The sequence below is a fragment of the Chitinophaga sp. MM2321 genome (assembly GCF_964033635.1).
Taxonomy (GTDB): Bacteria; Bacteroidota; Bacteroidia; order Chitinophagales; family Chitinophagaceae; genus Chitinophaga.
In genome coordinates this window covers 6055278-6076030 of the sequence record NZ_OZ035533.1, presented here as the reverse complement: position 1 = coordinate 6076030, position 20753 = coordinate 6055278, and the positions used below count along the sequence as shown (strand labels likewise).

The following is a 20753-nucleotide window of genomic DNA, read 5'->3' as shown; positions in this document are numbered from 1 at the left end:
AGACACAGAATGATAAAGGACCATCATTAAACTCAATGATATTCTATACGCTATAAAATGAAGGGCTTAAAGGTGATGTTTGACTTCCTGGAGGGCCTGGCAACATCGGTAATGTGAACAGATACATAAAACAGCGACCCTATATTTAGTAATCAGTCTAAGATTCGGACACACAGTTTTTGAACCCAAATTATTGTGAACAGAAACGAAATAGTATTATTCCTCAGGTAGAGGATGAGAAGTAGAGCAATCCCGTAAAACCACTTGCCTACAATCCCCTTGTAAATGTTCCACGTGGAACATTGTACTTTATCTCAACAATGTGCCTTCTTCTACGTAATTTTGCACTTTCTAAATTATTATGTTTCCATCATACGATATTATTGTTGTGGGTGCAGGTCATGCCGGTTGTGAAGCCGCCGCTGCTGCAGCCAATATGGGCTCCAAGGTTTTATTGGTGACCATGAATATGCAAACCATCGCCCAGATGAGCTGTAACCCAGCCATGGGAGGAATTGCAAAAGGACAGATTGTAAGAGAGATAGATGCTTTGGGTGGATACTCCGGTATCATTACCGACCAGTCTATGATCCAGTTCCGCATGCTGAACCGTTCTAAAGGACCAGCTATGTGGAGCCCCCGCACTCAGAACGACCGGATGCTTTTTGCTGCCAAGTGGCGGGAAGCATTGGAAAAAACACCCAACGTAGATTTTTACCAGGACATGGTAAAGGGCCTGCTGGTGAAAGACGGCCGTTGCTATGGTGTAGTTACAGGACTGGGGCATGAAATTAAAGCCAAGGCGGTTGTATTGACAAACGGCACCTTCCTCAATGGTGTTATTCATATCGGTGACAAGCAATTTGGCGGAGGACGTGTAGCAGAAAAGGCGGCCACAGGTATCACGGAACAATTGGTATCCCTGGGCTTTGAAAGCGACCGGCTTAAAACAGGTACACCTCCACGCATTGATGGCCGTAGTCTCGACTACTCCAAAATGGAAGAACAGAAAGGTGACGAAGAAATCATAGGCTTCTCCTATATGGATGTGGAAAGGATAAAACCTGCTCAACAAAAGAGCTGCTGGATCACTTACACCAGTGAAGAAGTACACAATATGCTACGTACGGGTTTCGACAGATCTCCCATGTTTCAGGGTCGTATCCAGGGAACAGGCCCCCGTTACTGTCCCAGCATTGAAGATAAAATCAACCGTTTTGCAGAAAGGGAACGCCATCAGCTGTTTGTAGAACCGGAAGGATGGGATACCGTGGAGATCTATGTGAACGGATTTTCTACTTCTTTACCCGAAGATGTACAGATGAAAGCACTGCGCCTGGTACCCGGCTTTGAAAATTGCCGTATGTTCAGACCAGGATATGCCATAGAATATGACTTCTTTCCACCTACACAATTACAGTTTACCCTGGAAACAAAGCAGGTACAGAACCTGTTCTTTGCAGGACAAATAAACGGTACCACCGGCTACGAGGAAGCTGCCTGCCAGGGTATAATGGCTGGTATGAATGCACATCTCAAAGCAAAAGAACTGGATCCTTTTGTATTGAAAAGAAGTGAAGCATACATCGGTGTACTCATAGATGACCTTATTAATAAAGGAACTGAAGAGCCATATCGCATGTTTACCTCCAGGGCAGAGTTCAGAACACTGCTCCGCCAGGATAATGCAGACCTTCGCCTCACAGAAAAAAGCTATAAACTGGGATTAGCATCAGAAGAACGGATGAAAAAGGTGCAGGAAAAGAAGGAACAGGTAATACAGGTGAAGCGCATTCTGAAAGAATTATCAATAGACCCGGAAGAAATCAGTGCCCTGCTGACATCTAAATCTTCTGCTGAACTTACCCAAAAACAGAAAGCACAGCAAATTCTGCTGCGCCCGGGACTGGATATTTTCTCTATGAAAAATGCAGTTCCAAAGATTGAACAGGCATTGGCCGGTATAAGTAAGGATGCATTGGAACAAGCAGAAATCCAGATCAAGTACGAGGTATATATCGAAAAGGAAAATGAACTGGTGAAAAAAATGAGCCAACTGGAAGATCTCATTATCCCCGAACATTTTGATTATGCCAAATTGGTGTCTCTTTCAAATGAAGCAAGACAGAAGTTTAATAAAATACGTCCACACACTTTAGGACAAGCAAGTCGGATCAGCGGAGTAAATCCAAGTGATGTACAAATTCTGATGGTGTATATGGGCAGATAAATTTAAAAGTACTTTTAAGCGAGGGGTGAACTGTTTTTCAGTTTACCCCTTTTTTATGCTCAAAAAGGTGGTTTTTTCTCCCAAAATGCGAAAAATCGACCTTCAGAAATAGGGTAAATTTTGAGGATCGGGCAGTGGGTAATAATATGTATTCAAAACAATGTAAAGTTGAAAAATAGGGCTAAAAATGCGATTTTTGGGGTGTCAATGGAATTCGCCCGGAGAAGCAACCATTTTTAATGACTTTTCGTATTCATTCCGAGAGATGAAAAGATTTACTCATGTCCAATTGAAATTATTTTTGAGAGAAGTGAAAAGGGATGTTTTAGAAAAAGACAGGTAAGAAAAAATTTGTGGAAGACCTGAATCAAATTAATGAACTGGTTGCCGGTTGCTGCAAAAAAGAACGCAGCAGTCAGGAGATGCTATACCGGAAATTTTTTGGGTATGCCATGAGTATTTGTTTGCGGTATGAACCCAACAGAGAAGAAGCCGTAGAAATTATGAATGATGGGTTCCTGAAAATATTTCAACACATTTTAACTTTCGATACCAACAGATCATTTAAAACATGGTTAGGAAAAATTATGGTCAATACTTCTATCGACTTTCTGAGAAGTAAAAAGAAGTTGGTATTTACAGATGATTTTGATCAGTTGTATGATATCGGAACAGATGATAAAATCGTAGAAAAACTATCCTATGAAGAACTGCTAAAGCTCGTGCAATCCTTATCACCCGCATATCGCACGGTGTTCAATCTATATGTGATGGAAGGTTATCAGCACCATGAAATTGCTCAGCTATTGGGCATTTCTGCTGGTACATCCAAATCAAATCTTTTCAAAGCAAAAAAAATATTAAAGGAAAAAATTATTAAAGCCGCCACCAGTGGAACGTCAGATGACGTGGCGATAAACCTTTCCCTGCATAAAAATGAGTGAAGAATTTGAAAATAGTATCCGTAAAAAGCTACAGGAAGCTGATATTCCATTTGACCAGGATGCCTGGTTAAAAATGGAATCGCTGCTGGATGCCCCGGAAGATGACAAGCCCTTGGTAGCCTGGTGGTGGTGGCCCATCGTGGCGCTGTTGCTGGGTCTTGGCGGATGGTGGTATATGCAGGACGGAATAGCTAGTAATAAAGAAAAAGGATTTACCACGCCGGCTCCGGTTGTATCAGATAATGCGGCCGCCACACCCGGACATAAAACAACCGCCGCACAACCACTGGTATCCCGAAAAATAAAAGGTGGCAATCCTGCTGAAAATAAAGGTGATATAAGAGGTGGTGGCGTAACAAACAAAACTACATTATCGCTGGTGACAACACCAAATTCAGGAAGACAAACAAGGGAATTATCTCCCCCGGTTTCTCCCGAAAAAACAAACAAAAACAATGTGCAATCAAATGATAATATTGATTTTCTGCAAATAAAAAACACTAGTAACGATTACGGATATACGAAAATTAACAAAACGGCTGGAATAGCTATAAATACTAACTTACAGCCTACTGATACTACAAAATTATATAGCCCCGGAAGGAAAGAAAAAAAATGGTACGTAGGGTTAACGTTAGGTCCGGATCTGAATGTAGCGCCTTCATTTAAATATGGTAACATCGGTGTTAATGCCGGTGTTTTACTACATTATTATTTTAAGCCGAAATGGTTTGTAACAACCGGCGTAGTATATAGTAAAAAGATTTACCGGGCCGCCCCTACAGATTATAAAGCACAGATTTCAGGCAGTCCTTATGACCTGGTGAGGGTGAATGCAGATTGTGATGTATTGGATGTTCCTGTTAATATGAACTATACTTTTCTGAAAGTAAAAAATAATACTGTCAGCGCCACACTTGGCCTGTCCAATTATTTTATGCTGAAAGAAAAATACCAATATTCCTACGAGAATGCACCCACAAAAGAACGAACAGTACAAAATGAAAACCAGCACTACCTGGCTGTTTTGAATGTTGGGGCGCTTTATCAACATCCTGCTGGTAACAGGCTCATTATTGGGGTACAACCTTATGCCAAAATACCCTTGCATGGGGTAGGGGCCGGGCAGGTAAAACTATATTCTGCGGGTATCTCTGTACAACTGAATTTTACCGGTAAACGGCGTTAGCACACGGTTTTAAACAATCATCTGCCGGCTTTGTTAATAATGGTTACGCCCTGTCGATACTATTATGGCATGGCTTTTTATGTCTTTTCTACACTAAAAAGAATGTTATGGAAAATAAAAAAGACAAACCGGATGATAAAATAAAAAATAAACACCCTGAAGAAGACAAAGACTTTCCTGGTTATCCCGAATATCCTGCCGGTGAAGATATTATGAACACAAAGAACAGGGATAAAGAAGTAGACCTTGATATGGATGAGGTAACACGTTCATTCCGGCATAACAGTGACCTGTCTCCCGGTAAAAGTAAAGGTCCGGCGAAAAGTGATGAACAGGAGGAAACCTGGAAGCAGGATAAAACAGGTGCAGAACTGGATGATGAAGAGGAAGCCATCGGAGAAGAAGACGAAGAAAATAATATTTATAGTCTTGGAGGCGACAGGCATGCTGACCTCGAAGAAGATAACGGCGCGTTTCCGGATGATGAAGATGAAAAGGATTAGTGCTTTATAATAAAGGGGTTAATAGTCTGCATACCGCATCCATAAAGCGTTTTACCACATTCCGTTTATTCCAGCGTGTTTCCTGGACAGGCAGTGCATAGAGCAGGTCTTCATCGAAGGACCGGTTTAATTTGGCTGCGACTTCTTTATCATAAATGAGGGCCGCTATTTCGCAATTGAGATAGAAGCTCCTGTTGTCAAAATTAACCGAGCTTACCCAGGCAAGATTATCATCTATCACCATTGTTTTAGCGTGAATAAATCCGCGTGTGTAAAAGAATATTTTAACACCGGCTGCCAGCAGCGGTTTGATATAAGAAAGCGCCGCATGCTGTACAATGAATGAATCGCCGCGCCAGGGAAGCAGCAGCTGTACATTTTTCCCAGCCAGCGCAGCTATTTGCAGGGCTGTAAGCAGTTCTTCCGTAGGAATAAAATAAGGGTTGGTAATCCGGATACTTCTTTTTGCCACATTGATGGCCATCAGGATAGATTGCATGGTTATAGGCCAGTCCGAATCAGGACCGCTGGCTACTATATCCGTAAAGCAGGTGCCGGTGCCAGGTAATGACCTGACAAAGAAAGGCGCTTCAAAAGGGAAGACTTCTTTGCTACAATACCGGTAGCTCATGAGAAACTGTAATTGTAGCAGGTTTACAGCATCACCTTCAATTTTAAGGTGGGTATCCCGCCAGAATATATCATGCTTGCCATTGTTGAGATAACGGTCGTCCAGGTTAATGCCGCCGACAAAACCTACGCAGCCGTCTATCACAATGATTTTCCGGTGATTGCGGTAGTTGGCATTGAGATAAAAATCTACGAGCACAGGAGAGAAGGCATATACACTGGCGCCATGTTCTTTAAGTCGTGCCGGTATTTTGCTGATGCGGTCACTTCCCACGTCATCATACACAAAACGAACCTCTACACCCTGTTTCAGTTTTTCAATTAGAATATCTGTTACTTCATTGCCAACATCATCTGCTGCAACCATGTAATATTCAATGTGGATGTGATGTGTGGCCGCACGCAATGCCGCCATTACTTCCGGGAATTTTTCTTCGCCGTTGATCAGTAATTTAACCTGGTTATTTTTTGTGAGAATGGATTGACGGGTATTTAATAACATAGCAGATAGTTCCTGCTTATTACCAACCAAGTGTCGCAGCTCCAGCTGCATTTGCTCTATTTCAGCACGTTGCGACTGCCAGTATTTGGCAAACAAAACTTCATCTTTACTACCTTTTAAAGTAAACCTTCTTTTCTTGCGCAGATCGCGTCCCAGGTAGTAGTATACAATAAGACCTACAATAGGCACAAACACGAGCAACAGGATGTAGGCGATAGCCTTTACGGGATTGCGGTTTTCGAGCAGGATGGTACTCACTACGCCCAGGAATGTAAGCACCAGCAGGATAGAGCTGCCGATTTTTATATAAATATGCCAGTTTGTTCCTGTGAGATAATTGATAAGCGAATGCACCCGTTGTTGTTTTAATACTTGTAATATTAACGTTTACCTGCTGAAAAAGTTATAGGCTGCTTTTTTATGAAAAGCGAAAGCCGCCATTATTTAGTCATTTATTTATTTTAAGATGTAGATATTTAGTTCAGTGGAATATCTCCTCTTGAGCTAAATATCTACATCTTAAAATAAATAAATGACTAAATCTATTCGGCTGTTATCTCCAGTATATTACTGGTTAATGGATGTATCCTGCCCGCAGTAAGGTCAATACCAACTTTCATCAGGAAATCACCGCTGTATGACTGATTAAATTTAAAGGCAGAGGTGGTGCCGGGAAACAGGTTAATTTCATTGATCCTGTAGTTTTTTTCAGGATCCAGGCCCTGAAATTTTACAACGGAGAAATTATCTGTTCTGCGTGCATTCATCATGTAGTTGAATACGATGGCCTTTTTCTGATCATCGCTGGTGTACAGGAATACTGCCCTGTTTTGTTCATAGGGAGATACCAGCCGATAAAGGTTGCCATACCACACGATATCACTGATACGCCTATACGTAGTAACGGCATCATGACTGAACTGTAATTCTTTCTCTGTTAAATCATCTACTTTAATATCATAACCCAGCTTGCCCATCATGGCTACATCTGTCCGGAATTTCAGGGATTGCTTTCCCCAGTTGGTAACGTGGGCCGACATGGTATTAGCAGGGAAGAAGTGGGAATATCCATATTGAATATAAATCCTGTCGAGACCATCCGTATTATCACTTGGCCAGAATTCCGTGAAATATTTCAACGCGCCATAATCAGTACGACCACCGCCACCAGAGCAAAGCATGATGGGCAGGTGCGGATATTTAGCGCGTACTTTTTCAAATACTTTATACAGACCGCGTGTATACTCAATGAAGAGATGCGACTGTTTTTCTTTCAGATAAGGAGAGTAGGTATTAGTGAGCATGCGGTTGCAATCCCACTTGATATAAGCGATGCCGGGATTTTGCGACATTGTTTTATCTACCACATCAAAAACAAAATCCTGCACGGCGGGATTAGGCAGATCCAGCACCATCTGATTCCTGTAGTAGTTTTCGGCGCGGTTAGGTAATCGCATGATCCAGTCGGGATGTTTAGTATACAATTCACTTTTTGGATTCACCATTTCAGGTTCCAGCCAGATACCGAATTTAATGCCCTGTTTCGCTGCTTCTTTTACCAGGTATCCGAGTCCGTGCGGTAATTTTTCTTTATTGGTATCCCAGTCGCCTAGCCCGGCATTATCGCTATTGCGCGGGAATTTGTTTGCAAACCAGCCGTCGTCCAAAAGAAAGAGGTCTACTCCTAATCTGGCGGCGCCGCCAAAGAGACCGGTAAGTTTTTGTTCATTGAAGTTCATGCCGGTGGCTTCCCAGTTGTTGAGAAGGGTGAGCCGGGGTGAATGACCATCGAGGATACCGTAGTTCAGTGCCCAGCGTTGCAGGTTGCGGCTTGTTTGTCCCTTTCCTGTGTTGGAGTGGGTGAAGATAAACGCAGGCGTGGTAAACACCTCATTGGGTTTCAACGTATAGTCGCTGGCGTAAGGATTGATGCCGGCGTTGATGTGTAATGCGTTGCGCTCGTCCACTTCAAAGGCAAACCTGAAATTCCCTGTCCAGGCAAGGGTCCCGGCTATTACTTCCCCCTTGTTTTCATCTGCGGTATTGTCCAGTGCCAGCAGGAACATGGGAGATTGGTACATATTGGCGCGTACACCCAGTTTGCTGTCCAGCGTTTTTGTACCGGCTGTGAGCGGGGATTCTACCATGTTGGCTTCCTGTGCCCAGTCGCCATGGAATTGTGTTAACCAGTATTTAGCCGCCTTGAAATGAAGCATGGAAGAGGAATAAGCAGTCAGGTGGACAGGTTGTTTTTCCTGGTGTTTTATTTCGGTCCATGCCTTGATTACGTCTTCATTAAAATATGCTTCGAAATGAAGGATAACGCTTACCGGGTATACGGGATCTTTGAGGGAGATGTCTGTAGTGGTAATGTTATTATCTTTTTTTGTGGTGTGGTGGGAAACATATTTCAGCTCCAGGGAAGGGTTGCCATCATTGTGTACGATGCGGATAGCCGGTTCCAGCAGGCTTTCCATGCCGGCTGTTACATAGGCTTCCTGCGTTGATTTCTCCAGGGTATCTGCAGCAGCAGGCTGCAATAGCCGGCCAAAGTATTGCTGAATGAGCCGCCCTTCCTCATTGACAGCGTAAACGAGGCTCACGTTGCGTGTGGTAACACGTATCGGTTGGTTTTGTGCCTGTACCCAATGGGCCATTAACAGTAAACATACACTAAGTAACCTTTTCATGATATTGCTGTATTTACTAACGTGGAAATAAGCGTACAAAATACAAATATTGAGAAAAGATGTACATGATAATTTACCGGAGGCATATTTTTTAGCGTAAAAACGGTGCTGTACGGATCAGATAAAAGAGGGGAGAACAGAATAATTATTAGTTTAGGGAGTCTATTAAACTAATACCCAATGATGCCGCAGATTATTATTGTGCTCGTTCTCACTGTGTTGATTAACCTCATTACCACATTGTCCTATGCCGTGCGGATTGTGGGGGTAAGAACGGGGAGGATCGCTATTACTTTTTCCCTGTTTAATATCCTGGTATTGAGTACCGAACCACTGCGAGTAGTTTATCATCGGTGATCAATGGTATTGCTACCATCCTGATGGCATTGTTTATTGATCCTGTTTTATCAGTGTTGACGGATGATGTGGTATTGGGAAAGATCAGTGCGGGATATTTCCGGAAATTTATTGTTTATATGGTAGTCGCCCGTATTGCAGGCACTTTACTGGCACAATTGTTATTTTTACCGTGTGCGCAACTGATTGCGCTACTGGCAGAGCGGTTATAATTTTAATCATGGTATCGGAAATAAATTAATTTGAGTCGTTAAGAAATGGTTAACATTCTTTTGAGAATTAATTTATTCTTTTGATGCATGAAGGTTAAGCCCAGAAAATTATTTGTGCTTGTTGGCTATCCACATTCAGGAAAGAGATTAATGTTGCACCATCTTTTTAACAGAAAAAATTTCTTCCCTCACAAGGCGCCAATCTACGCACCCGGATTCGATAGCGGGAAATTTGTAGTGATCAATATCACGAACTACAGTAACTCCACAGCAGACTATCTGAATCGTATCAACGATGTATTGGAACGACATACAGATACCAATACCTCTTTCATGATCCTCATGAGCCTGATCTTCGACGGCCGTGCACATGATATCAAAAAGGTATTGGAATACCTGAACCGGACGTCGTATGAACTACATTACCTGGTATTGACCAGCAGTTACTATGACCAGGAACCGATGAAAGAACAGGACCTGGAGCAGCTGCGGCGTTTTATTACAAAGGGGCGTATTCACCTTTTTGATACGTTGGTTACCCAATCCTCCCTCCGGTTTAAACAGCGGCGGGATGAGGTTGCAAAGCTGATCAGCGACATCGTATAGTCTGCTACCTTGGAGCGTATCCGGATTTCCTCTTACGGCAATGATGATGTAAGTTGCAGGAAGTTGTTGTTAACGAATAGCTGATATGCGAATACAGACCATTGCTTTATTGATTACCTGTTTAACAGGATTGATACAGATTGCGCATGCGCAGCGCACTTCTGCGCGACCTACACAAGCCCGCATTGCGGCGGCTCCGGCTGATAAATGGACGGGCACCTGGCGTATGGTGTATAAACCCTGGCCACATATTCCTGCCATCACTATGGAGTTGCAGATAGGAGAGAGCAGTTATCATATGTTATATCCCGCTTTGCTGAAATTGGATTATCCGCCGTTTTCAGGCGTCTATGAAGTTTTGCTGGCGCGAAAAAATGATCAGCAGCTGGGTATAGGCAGGGGTAAATACCCGATAAAAGAAACGCCTTTTAAACTGCGGTCCTGGATGTTATATCTGAATGGTACTTTCGATTATGGAAAGGGTTCCAACGCTATGCCGGTATTGAATCTTCATAGAATGTGGATCAATGCTTTCGGTCTTTTTATGCATGGACTGTATGCCGATGATGAAATATTTGTGAACACGAAAGTGGCGCTCCGCGATTTTTTATACAGAGACAGTATTCAGCTGAAAAAAATAAACAATAAGCCCTGGAATGATCCGCATACGCGGCGGATCCTGCACCCGGAAGAAGATTCTATCTACTTTGGTATTTATGAAAAAATAATGGTAAAAGACAGCATTGCGCACATCACCATTATCGATAAAGACCAGCTGGATAGAGATACGGTCACTCTTGTGCATAACGGCCAGGTGCTGATGAACAGCATGGAGATTAATGCCCAGACCCGCGAGCAACAAATAAGGCTGGATACCGGCATGAATATCTTTTCTTTTTTTGCAGATAATTATGGTGGACTGCCACCCAATACCGGGGATATGCGGGTGAATATTGATAGCGGGAAATACTCGTTCGATTTCAGCGACGGCCCCAATGCATTTGCCACTTTCCTGGTGGCACAATTTTACAGGGAGCCCGGGATTACTGTGCCACCGCCATTACAGGATACATTGCAGCGCACCGCAAAGGCTACTACCCGTCAGGATGAGTGGGTTACTTCTCTCGTTGTTAAGCAGGCCAACATCACCCTCGAATTATGGGACGGACAAACAGAAGATGGCGACAGCATCTCCCTGCGGCTGAACGATACCTGGATTGCCAGCGGTTTTGCGGTGAAAAAGAAAGTACAGCAAATAAACGTAACACTGCAGCGCGGAGAAAACAGGTTGCTGTTTATGGCGGATAACCTGGGAAGCATACCGCCCAATACAGCCGTGTTACGCATAAGGTTTGGGGAAGATGCAAAAACAGTAGAACTAAATACAGACCTGAAACGTAATAATATGATCCGGATTGTGTATGAGGAGTGAGGGTTTATGGGATTTAAAATGCTGAATATAAAGCGTTTGAATATGTTTAAGGTGCAATCTTTCCAGTCACACAGGTTGTTACAGGATTATATACTTTCCTACCTGATCGTGGAAAGTGATTTCCAGGAGGAAGCCGGCCGGAAGATGACCATATTGCCACACCTCATCCAAAACCTCGTATTTAATCTAGGCCCACCGGATAAGGTTTATGATGTTACTAATAAGGAATATGTAGCATCAGACAGCATTATGGGTCCGAATGATACTGTTTGTGAATACTGCATTTATGCGGGAATGAAAACCCTGGTGGTAAATCTTAAACCAGGTGCCTGGTTCAAACTCTTTCATATTCCGGCAACAAAATTCACAAATAAAAGCAGTGATCTGTCGGTTATTGCCGGTTGTGAAATGCATGAATTAGGGAATCAGATAAGGGAATGCAGTAGTGGAGAACAACAGATTGCTATCCTGGAGGCATTTTTTATCCGCCAGTTATTAAACGAAAGAAAATATTCGAGAAATCTGAATGAGACAATACGGCTGATATATACAGCAGATGGGAATATTACCATCCGGCAATTGGAATCGGGAACCTATCTTACTAAACGTACTTTAGAAAGAAGTTTTCTGGAACAAACAGGGCTTCATCTGAAAACATTTTGTCGCATTGTGCGTTTCAGACGAACGATTGAATACATAGAAAAAGAAAAAAATGTTCAATGGTGTTTGTTGGCTAACCGGTTCGGGTACAGCGACCAAACCCATTTTATTAATGAGTTCAGGCATTTCGCGGGATGTTTGCCGCATGAATATCCTGGTTTCCGCAGCAGCCTGGAACAGGCGTTGGGAATTTAAATTTTGTCACTTTTATCCGATAGTCCCCATTCTTATTTTCCTACATTAGCATCACTTACAATTCCCCGTGTTAATACGGTTAAGCAATGATAACATTGGTTGACGAATTGGCCGTATTAATGATGTCGAAAATGCATCTCCTGATATTTTTGACCGTTTCCTCGGAATCCCCGCTATCCTTTAAAGCTGTTTTACTAACTATCTGCTATCAATACAGATGCTACAGGTAATTATTGCATTCACCAAAATAGCAATCATATGAATACTGAAAACGAAGCAACCAACCGCCGTGATTTTCTCGGGAAGATCATCGCAGGGGCAACGGTGTTTACGATGCCGTCTTTTGCTCCTTTGGACCTGCAGGCAGCGTTCTCCCCTGAAAAAATGGATATTGGCCCCGAAGATCTCGAAGCATGGGTAAATAAAATCAAGGGGAAACACAAAATGGTGCTGGATGTAGTGCGTCCGCACGATATACTGCCTTTTGCCTGGCCTAAAGTGTTTTTATTGACCAATGCAGCTACGGGTACTCCCGAAAAAGAATGCTGTGTGGTGGTGGTGTTACGTCACGACGCGATTCCATACGCTATGAAAAGTGAGTTATGGGCCAAGTATAAATTTGGAGAGATGTTTAAGGCAGATGATCCTGCCACAAAAGCGCCGGCAGTCAGGAACCCGTTCTGGGAACCTAAACCGGGAGATTTTAAAGTTCCGGGCATTGGTGACGTAGCAATTGGAATCAATGAACTGCAGGCCAGTGGCGTATTATTCTGCGTGTGTAACATGGCGATGACAGTGTATAGCGCAGTGGTGGCACAAAACATGTCGCTCGACGTTGCTGAAGTAAAAAAAGAATGGACGAACGGAATCTTACCGGGAATACAACTGGTGCCTTCCGGTGTGTGGGCCGTAGGCCGTGCTCAGGAACGGAATTGCGGTTATTGTTTTGCGGGATGAAACGATATTCTTTCCAGGTGTTGTGGGGTGTGTTGTTGCTGGGATTGATCCTGGTTGTTATTATAATGTTTTTCAACAATCAGGCTAAACATGGAAAAAAGGCAATGACGGTGTTATGGATAGCTCCTGATACAGGTACGATTCCGCATACACCAAATGGCGCAATGATCCGTTATGGCCGGGATCTTATTGCGCATACCGCTGTATACCTGGGACCTAAAGGAAAAATAGCGACCATCAGCAATGGTATGAACTGCCAGAATTGCCACCTGGCGGCGGGGACTAAAAGCTGGGGAAACAATTATGGCGGTACAGCATCTATGTACCCTAAATTCAGGGAAAGAAGCGGCGCCATTGAATCGATTGCCAAAAGAGTGAATGATTGCCTGATCCGCAGTCTCAATGGTAAAGTCCTCGACAGCAACAGCCGGGAACTCAGGGCCATGATAGCTTATATACAATGGCTCGGGAAAGATGTACCTAAAGGATACAAACCACCTGGAAGCGGAATAAAAGAAATGGCGTATCTGGAAAGAAGGGCAGATACCACAAAAGGTAAGCTGGTATATGTGCAGCAATGCAGTAAATGTCATGGAGAAAATGGTAATGGGAAACTGTCTGTAGATGCTGTTGAGTACGAGTATCCGCCTTTGTGGGGAGATAAAGCCTATAATACAGGTGCCGGCATTTACAGGATATCGAGATTTGCCGGATATGTAAAAAACAATATGCCGTTTGGCGCTGACTATAACAAAACACAACTAACGGACGAGGAAGCGTGGGATGTGGCGGCCTTTGTAAATTCACAACCACGTCCCGTTAAGGTATTCCCTGAAGACTGGCCTGTAATAAGCACCAAGCCGGCAGATCATCCTTTCGGACCGTTCAGCGATACCTTTTCCGAGCAGCAACATAAATACGGTCCTTTTGGTCCCATTCTTCATCAAAAGAGCAAGGGGCACATTAAATAAACTGCTAGTTAATATTCATCATTTCAAATAAAAATATGATCATGAAAAAGCTGTTCATACTTGTTGGATGTTTGCTTGGATATTTCGCATCTTATGCCCAGGCTGATTACAAAGTAATATTTGATATTACCAGTAAATCGGTAGAGGATCATAACACGGTGATGCGGCAAATGAACGGTATCCTGAAAGGGAGTCCGGATGCACAGCTGGAGGTGGCCGTTTACGGCGATGCATTGGATATGGTATTGAAAGATAAATCAAAAATTACACCTGCCCTCACAGAGCTACTGAACAATAAAAGAGTGAGCGTAAAAGTATGTGGTGCTACCATGAAACGGAATAATAAAGACGCCAGTGAATTGATCCCGGGCGTTGACGTGGTACCGGATGCCATTTATGAAATAATCACTAAACAGAGAGAAGGGTGGGGGTATATCAAAGTGGCGCAATAGTAAAATGTGATACGCCTGTGGAGGTCAGAGCTCCCTGCGCATAATAAATGCTGAAACCCGGTTGGACCGGTACTTACGGGCATAAAAAAAGGCCATCTTCCGATGACCTTTTTTTATGCTGGTGGTGTGAGCCGGGATCGAACCGGCGACACAAGGATTTTCAGTCCTTTGCTCTACCAACTGAGCTACCGCACCATCTTTTTTTATATCCCCTTCCGTGTGAAGGGATTGCAAAAGTAAGATAAAATTTATAATTACAAAATTTTATTGCAGATTTTTTTTCGACCCACTTTTTTACTGCGGATACTACGTGGTTGCTGATACGCTTAAAGCCGGTGCCAGTGCACGTATTGGGCAGTTTTTTCTCTTCTTTTCACTGCATCACCACTGCATTTCTGCGCTATTTGCATGGAGCAGGAACGCGGTGGTGATCATCATTTATATTGATAAGCTGTACAAGACTGATTTTCGTCAACTATTGGTTTAGTTTCCGTAAACCACCAGGAACTTAATACGCATCAGTTTCAGCTGCTCGAGCGAATAATCGTTTTCGATCAGTTCTTCGCGGGCCAGGGCCAGACTGGAAGTTTCACATCCCTTGAAGTATTCCATGATCTCTTCCTGGGCATAGTCATCCAGTTCTTCATCCAGGCAATAATCCAGGTTCAGTTTGGTGCCGCTGGCAACAATGGTTTCCATTTCATCCAGTAACTGGGAGATGCTCAACTCTTTGTTTTTGGCGATGGTTTCCAGTGGAATCTTTTTATCGATATTCTGAATGATAAATACCTTCATGCCGCTTTTGTTCACCACACTCTTCATCACAAAATCATCCGGCTTGGTGATATCATTTTCTTCCACAAATTTGGAGATCACGTCCAGGAACTGCTTGCCATAGCGAACCGCTTTACCCTTGCTGACGCCCTGGATTTTTTCCAGTTCCTGTACCGTGGTAGGGTACTGGGTGGCCATGTCTTCCAGGGATGTTTCCAGGAAGATCACAAAGGGAGGCAGGTTCTTTTCCTTGGATACTTTTTTACGCAGTTCTTTCAGCATTTCAAACAATGCCGGATCTGCGGAGGCCTGTGCTTCTGCTGCTGCTTCCTCTTCTTCCTCGATGCCGTCTTCGTCAAACTGGTGATTGAGGGCCACCATGATAGAGAAGGGTTTCTTCAGGAATTTTTTACCTTTTTCCGTTACTTTCAGCAGGCCGTATTCTTCAATATCTTTTTCAATCAAACCTTCCAGCATCATCTGGCGTATCAGGGAATTCCAGAAGTGTGCATCGAATTCTTTTCCTTCTCCGAATATTTCCAGTTGATCGTGGCGATAGGTCTTGATCTGCGGCGTTATTTTACCGGTGATGACGTTCACCACATAGTCGGCGCCGAAGCGTTCTTCCAGTGCGCGGATGGCCTTTAGGACTACCACTACACGGTTTTTAGCCTCTATTTTTTCTTTCGGGTTGCGGCAGTTATCGCATTGACCGCAGTTTTCCGTTTCATATTTTTCACCGAAGTAGTGCAGGATCACTTTACGGCGACAAACCGCACTTTCTGCATAGGCTACTGTTTCGTTGATCAGTTGTGCGCCCATTTCACGTTCACTCAGTGGCTTATCGCGCATCAGGTGTTCCAGTTTCTGCACATCTTTAAGGGAGTAGTAGCAAACACAGTTTCCTTCCAGCCCATCACGGCCGGCGCGGCCGGTTTCCTGGTAATAGTTTTCCAGGCTTTTTGGGATGTTGTAGTGAATTACAAAGCGTACGTCCGGCTTGTCGATGCCCATGCCAAATGCGATGGTAGCAACAATCACTTCGGTATCTTCATGCAGGAACATATCCTGGCGTTGTGCCCTGGTAACGGGGTCAAGACCGGCATGATAAGCTACTGCCTTGATGTTGTTTGCCGTCAGCATATCAGCCAGTTCTTCCGTTGTTTTACGGTTGAGGGTATAGATAATGCCGCTTTTGCCTTTATGTAGATGAATATATTTTACTATATCCTTGATCACCTGGTCTTTCTTGCGTTTGGGCCTGATTTCATAATACAGGTTAGGACGGTTAAATGACGAGATGTATATATTCGCATTCGTTAATGCGAGATTTTTTACAATATCACTCTGCACTTTGGGCGTAGCCGTAGCGGTTAATGCGATGATAGGCAGCTTGTCACTGATCTGATCGATCATCTCTTTCAAACGACGGTATTCCGGTCTGAAATCGTGGCCCCATTCAGAAATACAGTGTGCCTCATCTACGGCAATAAATGAAATTTCCAGTTCCTTGAAAAAATCCAGGTTCTCCTGTTTTGTCAGGGTTTCCGGCGCCACATACAGTAGCTTGGTTGTACCTGACAGGAGATCTGCGCGCACTTTTTTTATTTGCGCTTTGGAAAGCGTGGAGTTAAGAAAGTGTGCTACATTGTCCCTGCTGCTGTAGCCACGAACCAGGTCTACCTGGTTTTTCATCAGCGCGATCAGGGGTGAAACGATCAGTGCACAACCGGGGCTCATCAGAGCAGGTAATTGGTAGCAAAGAGATTTACCTCCACCAGTTGGCATTATAACAAAAGTATCTTTACCTGATAGGATGCTATTAATGATTATTTCCTGATTTCCTTTAAAGGAATCAAACCCAAAATGTTCTCGTAATGCATCCATCAAACTTACCTTTACAACAGCCATTGCATTCAAATTTAAAAACGGTAAAACGCTAAAGAATTGACAAATGATGAAATAGTTTTATATGTTTTTTAGGGGACACGAAGTTACTTAAAAAAGCGCGTAGTATCAATATAAATTACATGATCGTACCGGTGCTGACTAAAAAATGATAAATTTGTAAATTGTCATGAAAAGGAACGGAACCAATAACATAAGAGAGGTAGCAAAACGCACAATTGCGGTTGAAGCAGCAGCTATTAATGATTTGCAGCAGTTTATAGATGCAGATTTTGAAAAGGTGGTGGAACTGGTAGCGCAAGGCAAAGGACGACTGGTGGTGACCGGCATTGGAAAAAGTGCCATCATTGCCCAGAAAATTGTTGCCACCCTTAACTCTACCGGCACACCGGCCCTTTTTATGCACGCTGCTGATGCTATCCATGGAGACCTCGGAATGATCCGGCAGGAAGATATTGTAATGTGTATCTCCAAAAGCGGGTCTTCTGCAGAAATAAAGGTATTAGTACCCTTAGTGAAGAATTTTGGCAACACATTAATAGCCATGGTGGGGAATACTGACTCATTCCTGGCCGCAGAAGCGGACTATGTGCTGAATACGACCGTTAGCCAGGAAGCATGCCCTAATAACCTTGCACCCACTACCAGCACCACTGCGCAGCTGGCAATGGGAGATGCATTGGCGGTATGCCTCATAGAATGGCACGGATTTACGGCTGCTGACTTTGCAAAATTTCATCCCGGTGGCGCACTGGGTAAAAAATTATATCTTAAAGTAGCAGATCTTAGCAAACAGCATCAGGCGCCAAAGGTATTGATCAACAGCTCCCTCCGGGAGGTAATTGTGGAAATTTCCTCCGGAATGCTTGGTGTAACAGCTGTACTGGACGAAAAGGAGTTATTAAAAGGTATTATTACAGATGGAGACCTGCGCAGAATGCTGGAGAAAAATGTAGCTACAGCTTCTGTAACGGCAAAAGATATCATGTCGCTACACCCAAAAATGATCCAGCAGGACGAACTGGCTATCAATGCATTGGAAATGATGCGCCGGAACGATATCACACAACTGCTGGTAATGGATGGAGAACGATATACTGGTATTATTCACTTACATGATTTAATCAGAGAGGGAATTATTTAGAAATGACACAGCTGAACAGCCACTTTTATGTGGCAATAATGGCAGGAGGTATTGGCAGCCGCTTTTGGCCCCACAGCCGCACAGACAATCCCAAGCAATTCCTGGATATCCTGAACACCGGGAAAACCCTGCTTCAATGGACTTATGAACGTTTCGCCAACTTCATTCCAAAGGAAAACATCTTTGTGGTCACACACCAGCAATATAATTCCAAGGTAGCCGAACAATTACCGGAACTCCCTGCGGCCAATATTGTGAGTGAACCATCCAGAAAGAATACGGCTCCTTGTGTGGCATATATCTCACACAAAATCCATAAACAGGATCCGCTGGCGAATATCATCTGCGCACCTGCAGATCATCTCATCGTTGATGGTCCCGCTTTTACCAGCGCATGCCTCAACGCGCTCCTGTTTGTACAAAAAAACAGCGCCCTCATCACCCTGGGGATCAAACCTACCCGTCCCGATACCGGCTACGGCTATATCCAGTTTGAACCACAGCAGGTAGCGGATAATGTATACCAGGTGAAAACATTTACAGAAAAACCGAACCTGGAACTGGCGAAAACATTTTTGCAAAGCGGCGATTTCCTCTGGAACGCCGGCATCTTTGTCTGGAATGTAAAAACCATCCTGACGGCTTTCCGGGAATACCTGCCCGAAATAAATGAACTCTTTGAGCAAAGCACTTTTGCCCTGAACACCCCACAGGAAAAAGAAGTGATTGAAAGGGTTTATCCGCAGTGTACCAACATCTCCATAGATTATGGCATTATGGAGAAAGCGGCCAACGTATACGTAATCCCTTCCAACTTTGGCTGGAGCGATCTCGGTACCTGGGCTTCCGCCTACGAGAACCTGGAAAAGGATTACCTCGGCAATGCGGTACAAGGTAAAAATGTAGTAGTCATTGACGCCACCAAATGCATGGTGAAAGTGCCTAACGACAAGCTGGTACTGCTACAAGGCCTCGATGAATTTATTGTGATCGATACCCATGATGTGTTACTTATCTGCAAAAAAGATAACGAACAACAGATCAAAGAATATGTGGGTGAGATCAAACGGAATAAAGGGGAGAAGTTCTTATAATTTTGGGATTTGATTATTTTGAAATTTAGATATTTTGTCTCCAAAAGCGGCTTGCTTTGAAACAAAATATCTAAATTTCATTTTAATTAAATAACTAAATGATTTCAAAACTGCCTGATACCGGTACTACCATCTTTTCCGTGATGTCTGCGCTCGCAGCTACGCACAACGCTATTAATCTTTCACAGGGATTTCCGGATTACGATTGCAGTGATGAACTGAAAGCATTGGTGAATGAAGCCATGCTGCAAGGGCATAATCAATATGCTCCCATGCCCGGGCTGATGCCGCTACGGTCGGCGATTGCAGCTAAAATCGGTCGCCTCTATCAGCAAAACATCAATCCGGATACAGAAATAACAATTACACCCGGCGGCACTTACGCCATCTTTACGGCCATTGCTACGTGTATCCATCCGGGTGATGAAGTAATTATATTTGAACCGGCATACGACAGCTATATTCCCAATGTGCTTGTAAATGGCGGGAAACCGGTATTGATCCCACTTTCCTTTCCGGACTACCGGATCAACTGGGAGGAGGTGCGGCGTAAAATCACCTCCCGTACCAAAATGATTATGCTCAATACACCGCATAATCCAACGGGAAGCATCTTACAGGAAAATGATCTGGAAGAACTGGAAAAACTAGTGGTGGAATTTAACCTGCTGGTATTGTCTGATGAAGTATACGAACACCTGATCTTTGATGGCGCCCAACACCACAGTATTCTGCGATACCCGACTATTTACCGCAACAGCTTTGTTACTTTTTCTTTTGGTAAAGTGTTTCATAATACCGGTTGGAAAATGGGCTATTGCGTAGCGCCGGAACACCTGACGCAGGAATACAGAAAGGTGCATCAATATCTCTGCTTTTCGGTGAACACACCCATGCAATACGGCCTCGCTAAATTCCTGGAAACGCCTTCGCATTACCTGGAGCTGGCGGGCTTCTATCAACAAAAAAGAGATTACTTCCTGGACCTGATGAACGGTTCCCGCTTTACGCCGCTACACAGCCAGGGGAGCTACTTCCAGCTGATGAAGTACGACCGCATTTCGGACGAAGGAGATAAAGCATTTGCTATCCGGCTTACCAAAGAAGCAGGCGTGGCGGTTATTCCGGTATCAGCTTTTTACCAGAACGCTAAGGATGATCACGTGATCCGTTTCTGCTTCGCCAAAAAGAACACAACGCTGGAACAAGCTGCCGCAAGACTGTTAGCGGTTTAAAACAAACATGAGACTATTGATAACGGTTTAAACAATCCTGTTAAGAATTGAATAAACACGTTACCAAT

Annotated in this window: 17 protein-coding genes and 1 tRNA gene; 14 read left to right on the top strand and 4 right to left on the bottom strand. The window is 43.7% G+C overall.

From position 1 onward, the window contains the following. Positions 1-361: 361 nt before the first annotated feature. From mnmG to ABQ275_RS23840, 4 genes are all read left to right on the top strand, one after another. Positions 362-2230 (top strand): tRNA uridine-5-carboxymethylaminomethyl(34) synthesis enzyme MnmG, encoded by a 1869-nt coding sequence (gene mnmG, locus ABQ275_RS23855; protein ID WP_349315651.1) that lies wholly within the window; start codon positions 362-364, stop codon positions 2228-2230. Between the two features lie 353 nt (positions 2231-2583). Beyond that, positions 2584-3174: a sigma-70 family RNA polymerase sigma factor gene (locus ABQ275_RS23850; RefSeq protein ID WP_349315650.1), complete on the top strand. Its 591-nt coding sequence runs from the start codon at positions 2584-2586 to the stop codon at positions 3172-3174. Further along, positions 3167-4363: an outer membrane beta-barrel protein gene (locus ABQ275_RS23845; protein WP_349315649.1), complete on the top strand. Its 1197-nt coding sequence runs from the start codon at positions 3167-3169 to the stop codon at positions 4361-4363. The genes ABQ275_RS23850 and ABQ275_RS23845 overlap by 8 nt, the downstream gene beginning before the upstream one ends. A gap of 107 nt (positions 4364-4470) precedes the next feature. After that, positions 4471-4866, top strand: coding sequence for a hypothetical protein (locus ABQ275_RS23840; RefSeq protein WP_349315648.1), 396 nt, complete (start codon positions 4471-4473; stop codon positions 4864-4866). Between the two features lie 4 nt (positions 4867-4870). On the opposite strand, the gene cls is transcribed toward ABQ275_RS23840, so the two are convergent. Further along, positions 4871-6352: a cardiolipin synthase gene (cls, locus tag ABQ275_RS23835; RefSeq protein ID WP_349315647.1), complete on the bottom strand. Its 1482-nt coding sequence runs from the start codon at positions 6350-6352 to the stop codon at positions 4871-4873. 188 nt (positions 6353-6540) lie between these two features. Then, positions 6541-8688: an alpha-galactosidase gene (locus tag ABQ275_RS23830; RefSeq protein ID WP_349315646.1), complete on the bottom strand. Its 2148-nt coding sequence runs from the start codon at positions 8686-8688 to the stop codon at positions 6541-6543. Between the two features lie 353 nt (positions 8689-9041). Between ABQ275_RS23830 and ABQ275_RS23825 the strand changes: the two genes are divergently transcribed. The 7 genes from ABQ275_RS23825 (at position 9042) to ABQ275_RS23795 (ending at position 14530) form a co-directional block, all read left to right on the top strand. After that, on the top strand, positions 9042-9257 hold the full coding sequence (locus tag ABQ275_RS23825; RefSeq protein ID WP_349315645.1) for a lipid II flippase family protein: 216 nt from the start codon (positions 9042-9044) through the stop codon (positions 9255-9257). Between the two features lie 87 nt (positions 9258-9344). Beyond that, positions 9345-9863 (top strand): hypothetical protein, encoded by a 519-nt coding sequence (locus tag ABQ275_RS23820; RefSeq protein WP_349315644.1) that lies wholly within the window; start codon positions 9345-9347, stop codon positions 9861-9863. Positions 9864-9948: 85 nt separating this feature from the next. After that, positions 9949-11295 (top strand): hypothetical protein, encoded by a 1347-nt coding sequence (locus ABQ275_RS23815; protein WP_349315643.1) that lies wholly within the window; start codon positions 9949-9951, stop codon positions 11293-11295. Between the two features lie 42 nt (positions 11296-11337). Then, positions 11338-12150: a helix-turn-helix domain-containing protein gene (locus tag ABQ275_RS23810; RefSeq protein ID WP_349315642.1), complete on the top strand. Its 813-nt coding sequence runs from the start codon at positions 11338-11340 to the stop codon at positions 12148-12150. A gap of 258 nt (positions 12151-12408) precedes the next feature. Next, entirely contained in the window at positions 12409-13107 is a 699-nt protein-coding gene (locus tag ABQ275_RS23805; protein WP_349315641.1) for a hypothetical protein, read from the top strand. Next, a complete protein-coding gene (locus tag ABQ275_RS23800; RefSeq protein ID WP_349315640.1) occupies positions 13104-14078 on the top strand; it encodes a c-type cytochrome in 975 nt (324 codons plus the stop codon). The genes ABQ275_RS23805 and ABQ275_RS23800 overlap by 4 nt, the downstream gene beginning before the upstream one ends. 41 nt (positions 14079-14119) lie before the next feature. Continuing rightward, positions 14120-14530 (top strand): DsrE family protein, encoded by a 411-nt coding sequence (locus tag ABQ275_RS23795; RefSeq protein ID WP_349315639.1) that lies wholly within the window; start codon positions 14120-14122, stop codon positions 14528-14530. Between the two features lie 119 nt (positions 14531-14649). Here the strand turns inward: ABQ275_RS23795 and ABQ275_RS23790 are convergent. Both ABQ275_RS23790 and recQ read right to left on the bottom strand, forming a co-directional pair. Next, positions 14650-14725, bottom strand: a tRNA-Phe gene (locus ABQ275_RS23790). A 288-nt stretch (positions 14726-15013) separates the two neighbouring features. Further along, positions 15014-17191, bottom strand: a complete 2178-nt coding sequence (gene recQ, locus ABQ275_RS23785; protein ID WP_349315638.1) for a DNA helicase RecQ — start codon at positions 17189-17191, stop codon at positions 15014-15016. 190 nt (positions 17192-17381) lie between these two features. Between recQ and ABQ275_RS23780 the strand changes: the two genes are divergently transcribed. From ABQ275_RS23780 to ABQ275_RS23770, 3 genes are all read left to right on the top strand, one after another. Further along, the gene (locus ABQ275_RS23780) at positions 17382-18356 is read left to right on the top strand and encodes a KpsF/GutQ family sugar-phosphate isomerase (protein ID WP_349315637.1); all 975 of its coding nucleotides are present in this window, start codon (positions 17382-17384) and stop codon (positions 18354-18356) included. Between the two features lie 2 nt (positions 18357-18358). After that, positions 18359-19450, top strand: a complete 1092-nt coding sequence (locus ABQ275_RS23775) for a mannose-1-phosphate guanylyltransferase (protein WP_349315636.1) — start codon at positions 18359-18361, stop codon at positions 19448-19450. Positions 19451-19548: 98 nt separating this feature from the next. Continuing rightward, the gene (locus tag ABQ275_RS23770; RefSeq protein WP_349315635.1) at positions 19549-20685 is read left to right on the top strand and encodes a methionine aminotransferase; all 1137 of its coding nucleotides are present in this window, start codon (positions 19549-19551) and stop codon (positions 20683-20685) included. The last annotated feature ends 68 nt before the right edge of the window (positions 20686-20753 follow it).

What these genes read in the sequence shown, in the direction of transcription:
- mnmG (WP_349315651.1), top strand. Translation starts at nt 362, where the DNA reads ATGTTTCCATCATACGATATTATTGTTGTGGGTGCAGGTCATGCCGGT.
- ABQ275_RS23845 (WP_349315649.1), top strand. Translation starts at nt 3,167, where the DNA reads ATGAGTGAAGAATTTGAAAATAGTATCCGTAAAAAGCTACAGGAAGCT.
- ABQ275_RS23840 (WP_349315648.1), top strand. Translation starts at nt 4,471, where the DNA reads ATGGAAAATAAAAAAGACAAACCGGATGATAAAATAAAAAATAAACAC.
- ABQ275_RS23830 (WP_349315646.1), bottom strand. Translation starts at nt 8,688, where the DNA reads ATGAAAAGGTTACTTAGTGTATGTTTACTGTTAATGGCCCATTGGGTA.
- ABQ275_RS23820 (WP_349315644.1), top strand. Translation starts at nt 9,345, where the DNA reads ATGAAGGTTAAGCCCAGAAAATTATTTGTGCTTGTTGGCTATCCACAT.
- ABQ275_RS23815 (WP_349315643.1), top strand. Translation starts at nt 9,949, where the DNA reads ATGCGAATACAGACCATTGCTTTATTGATTACCTGTTTAACAGGATTG.
- ABQ275_RS23810 (WP_349315642.1), top strand. Translation starts at nt 11,338, where the DNA reads ATGTTTAAGGTGCAATCTTTCCAGTCACACAGGTTGTTACAGGATTAT.
- ABQ275_RS23805 (WP_349315641.1), top strand. Translation starts at nt 12,409, where the DNA reads ATGAATACTGAAAACGAAGCAACCAACCGCCGTGATTTTCTCGGGAAG.
- ABQ275_RS23800 (WP_349315640.1), top strand. Translation starts at nt 13,104, where the DNA reads ATGAAACGATATTCTTTCCAGGTGTTGTGGGGTGTGTTGTTGCTGGGA.
- ABQ275_RS23795 (WP_349315639.1), top strand. Translation starts at nt 14,120, where the DNA reads ATGAAAAAGCTGTTCATACTTGTTGGATGTTTGCTTGGATATTTCGCA.
- recQ (WP_349315638.1), bottom strand. Translation starts at nt 17,191, where the DNA reads ATGGATGCATTACGAGAACATTTTGGGTTTGATTCCTTTAAAGGAAAT.
- ABQ275_RS23780 (WP_349315637.1), top strand. Translation starts at nt 17,382, where the DNA reads ATGAAAAGGAACGGAACCAATAACATAAGAGAGGTAGCAAAACGCACA.
- ABQ275_RS23775 (WP_349315636.1), top strand. Translation starts at nt 18,359, where the DNA reads ATGACACAGCTGAACAGCCACTTTTATGTGGCAATAATGGCAGGAGGT.
- ABQ275_RS23770 (WP_349315635.1), top strand. Translation starts at nt 19,549, where the DNA reads ATGATTTCAAAACTGCCTGATACCGGTACTACCATCTTTTCCGTGATG.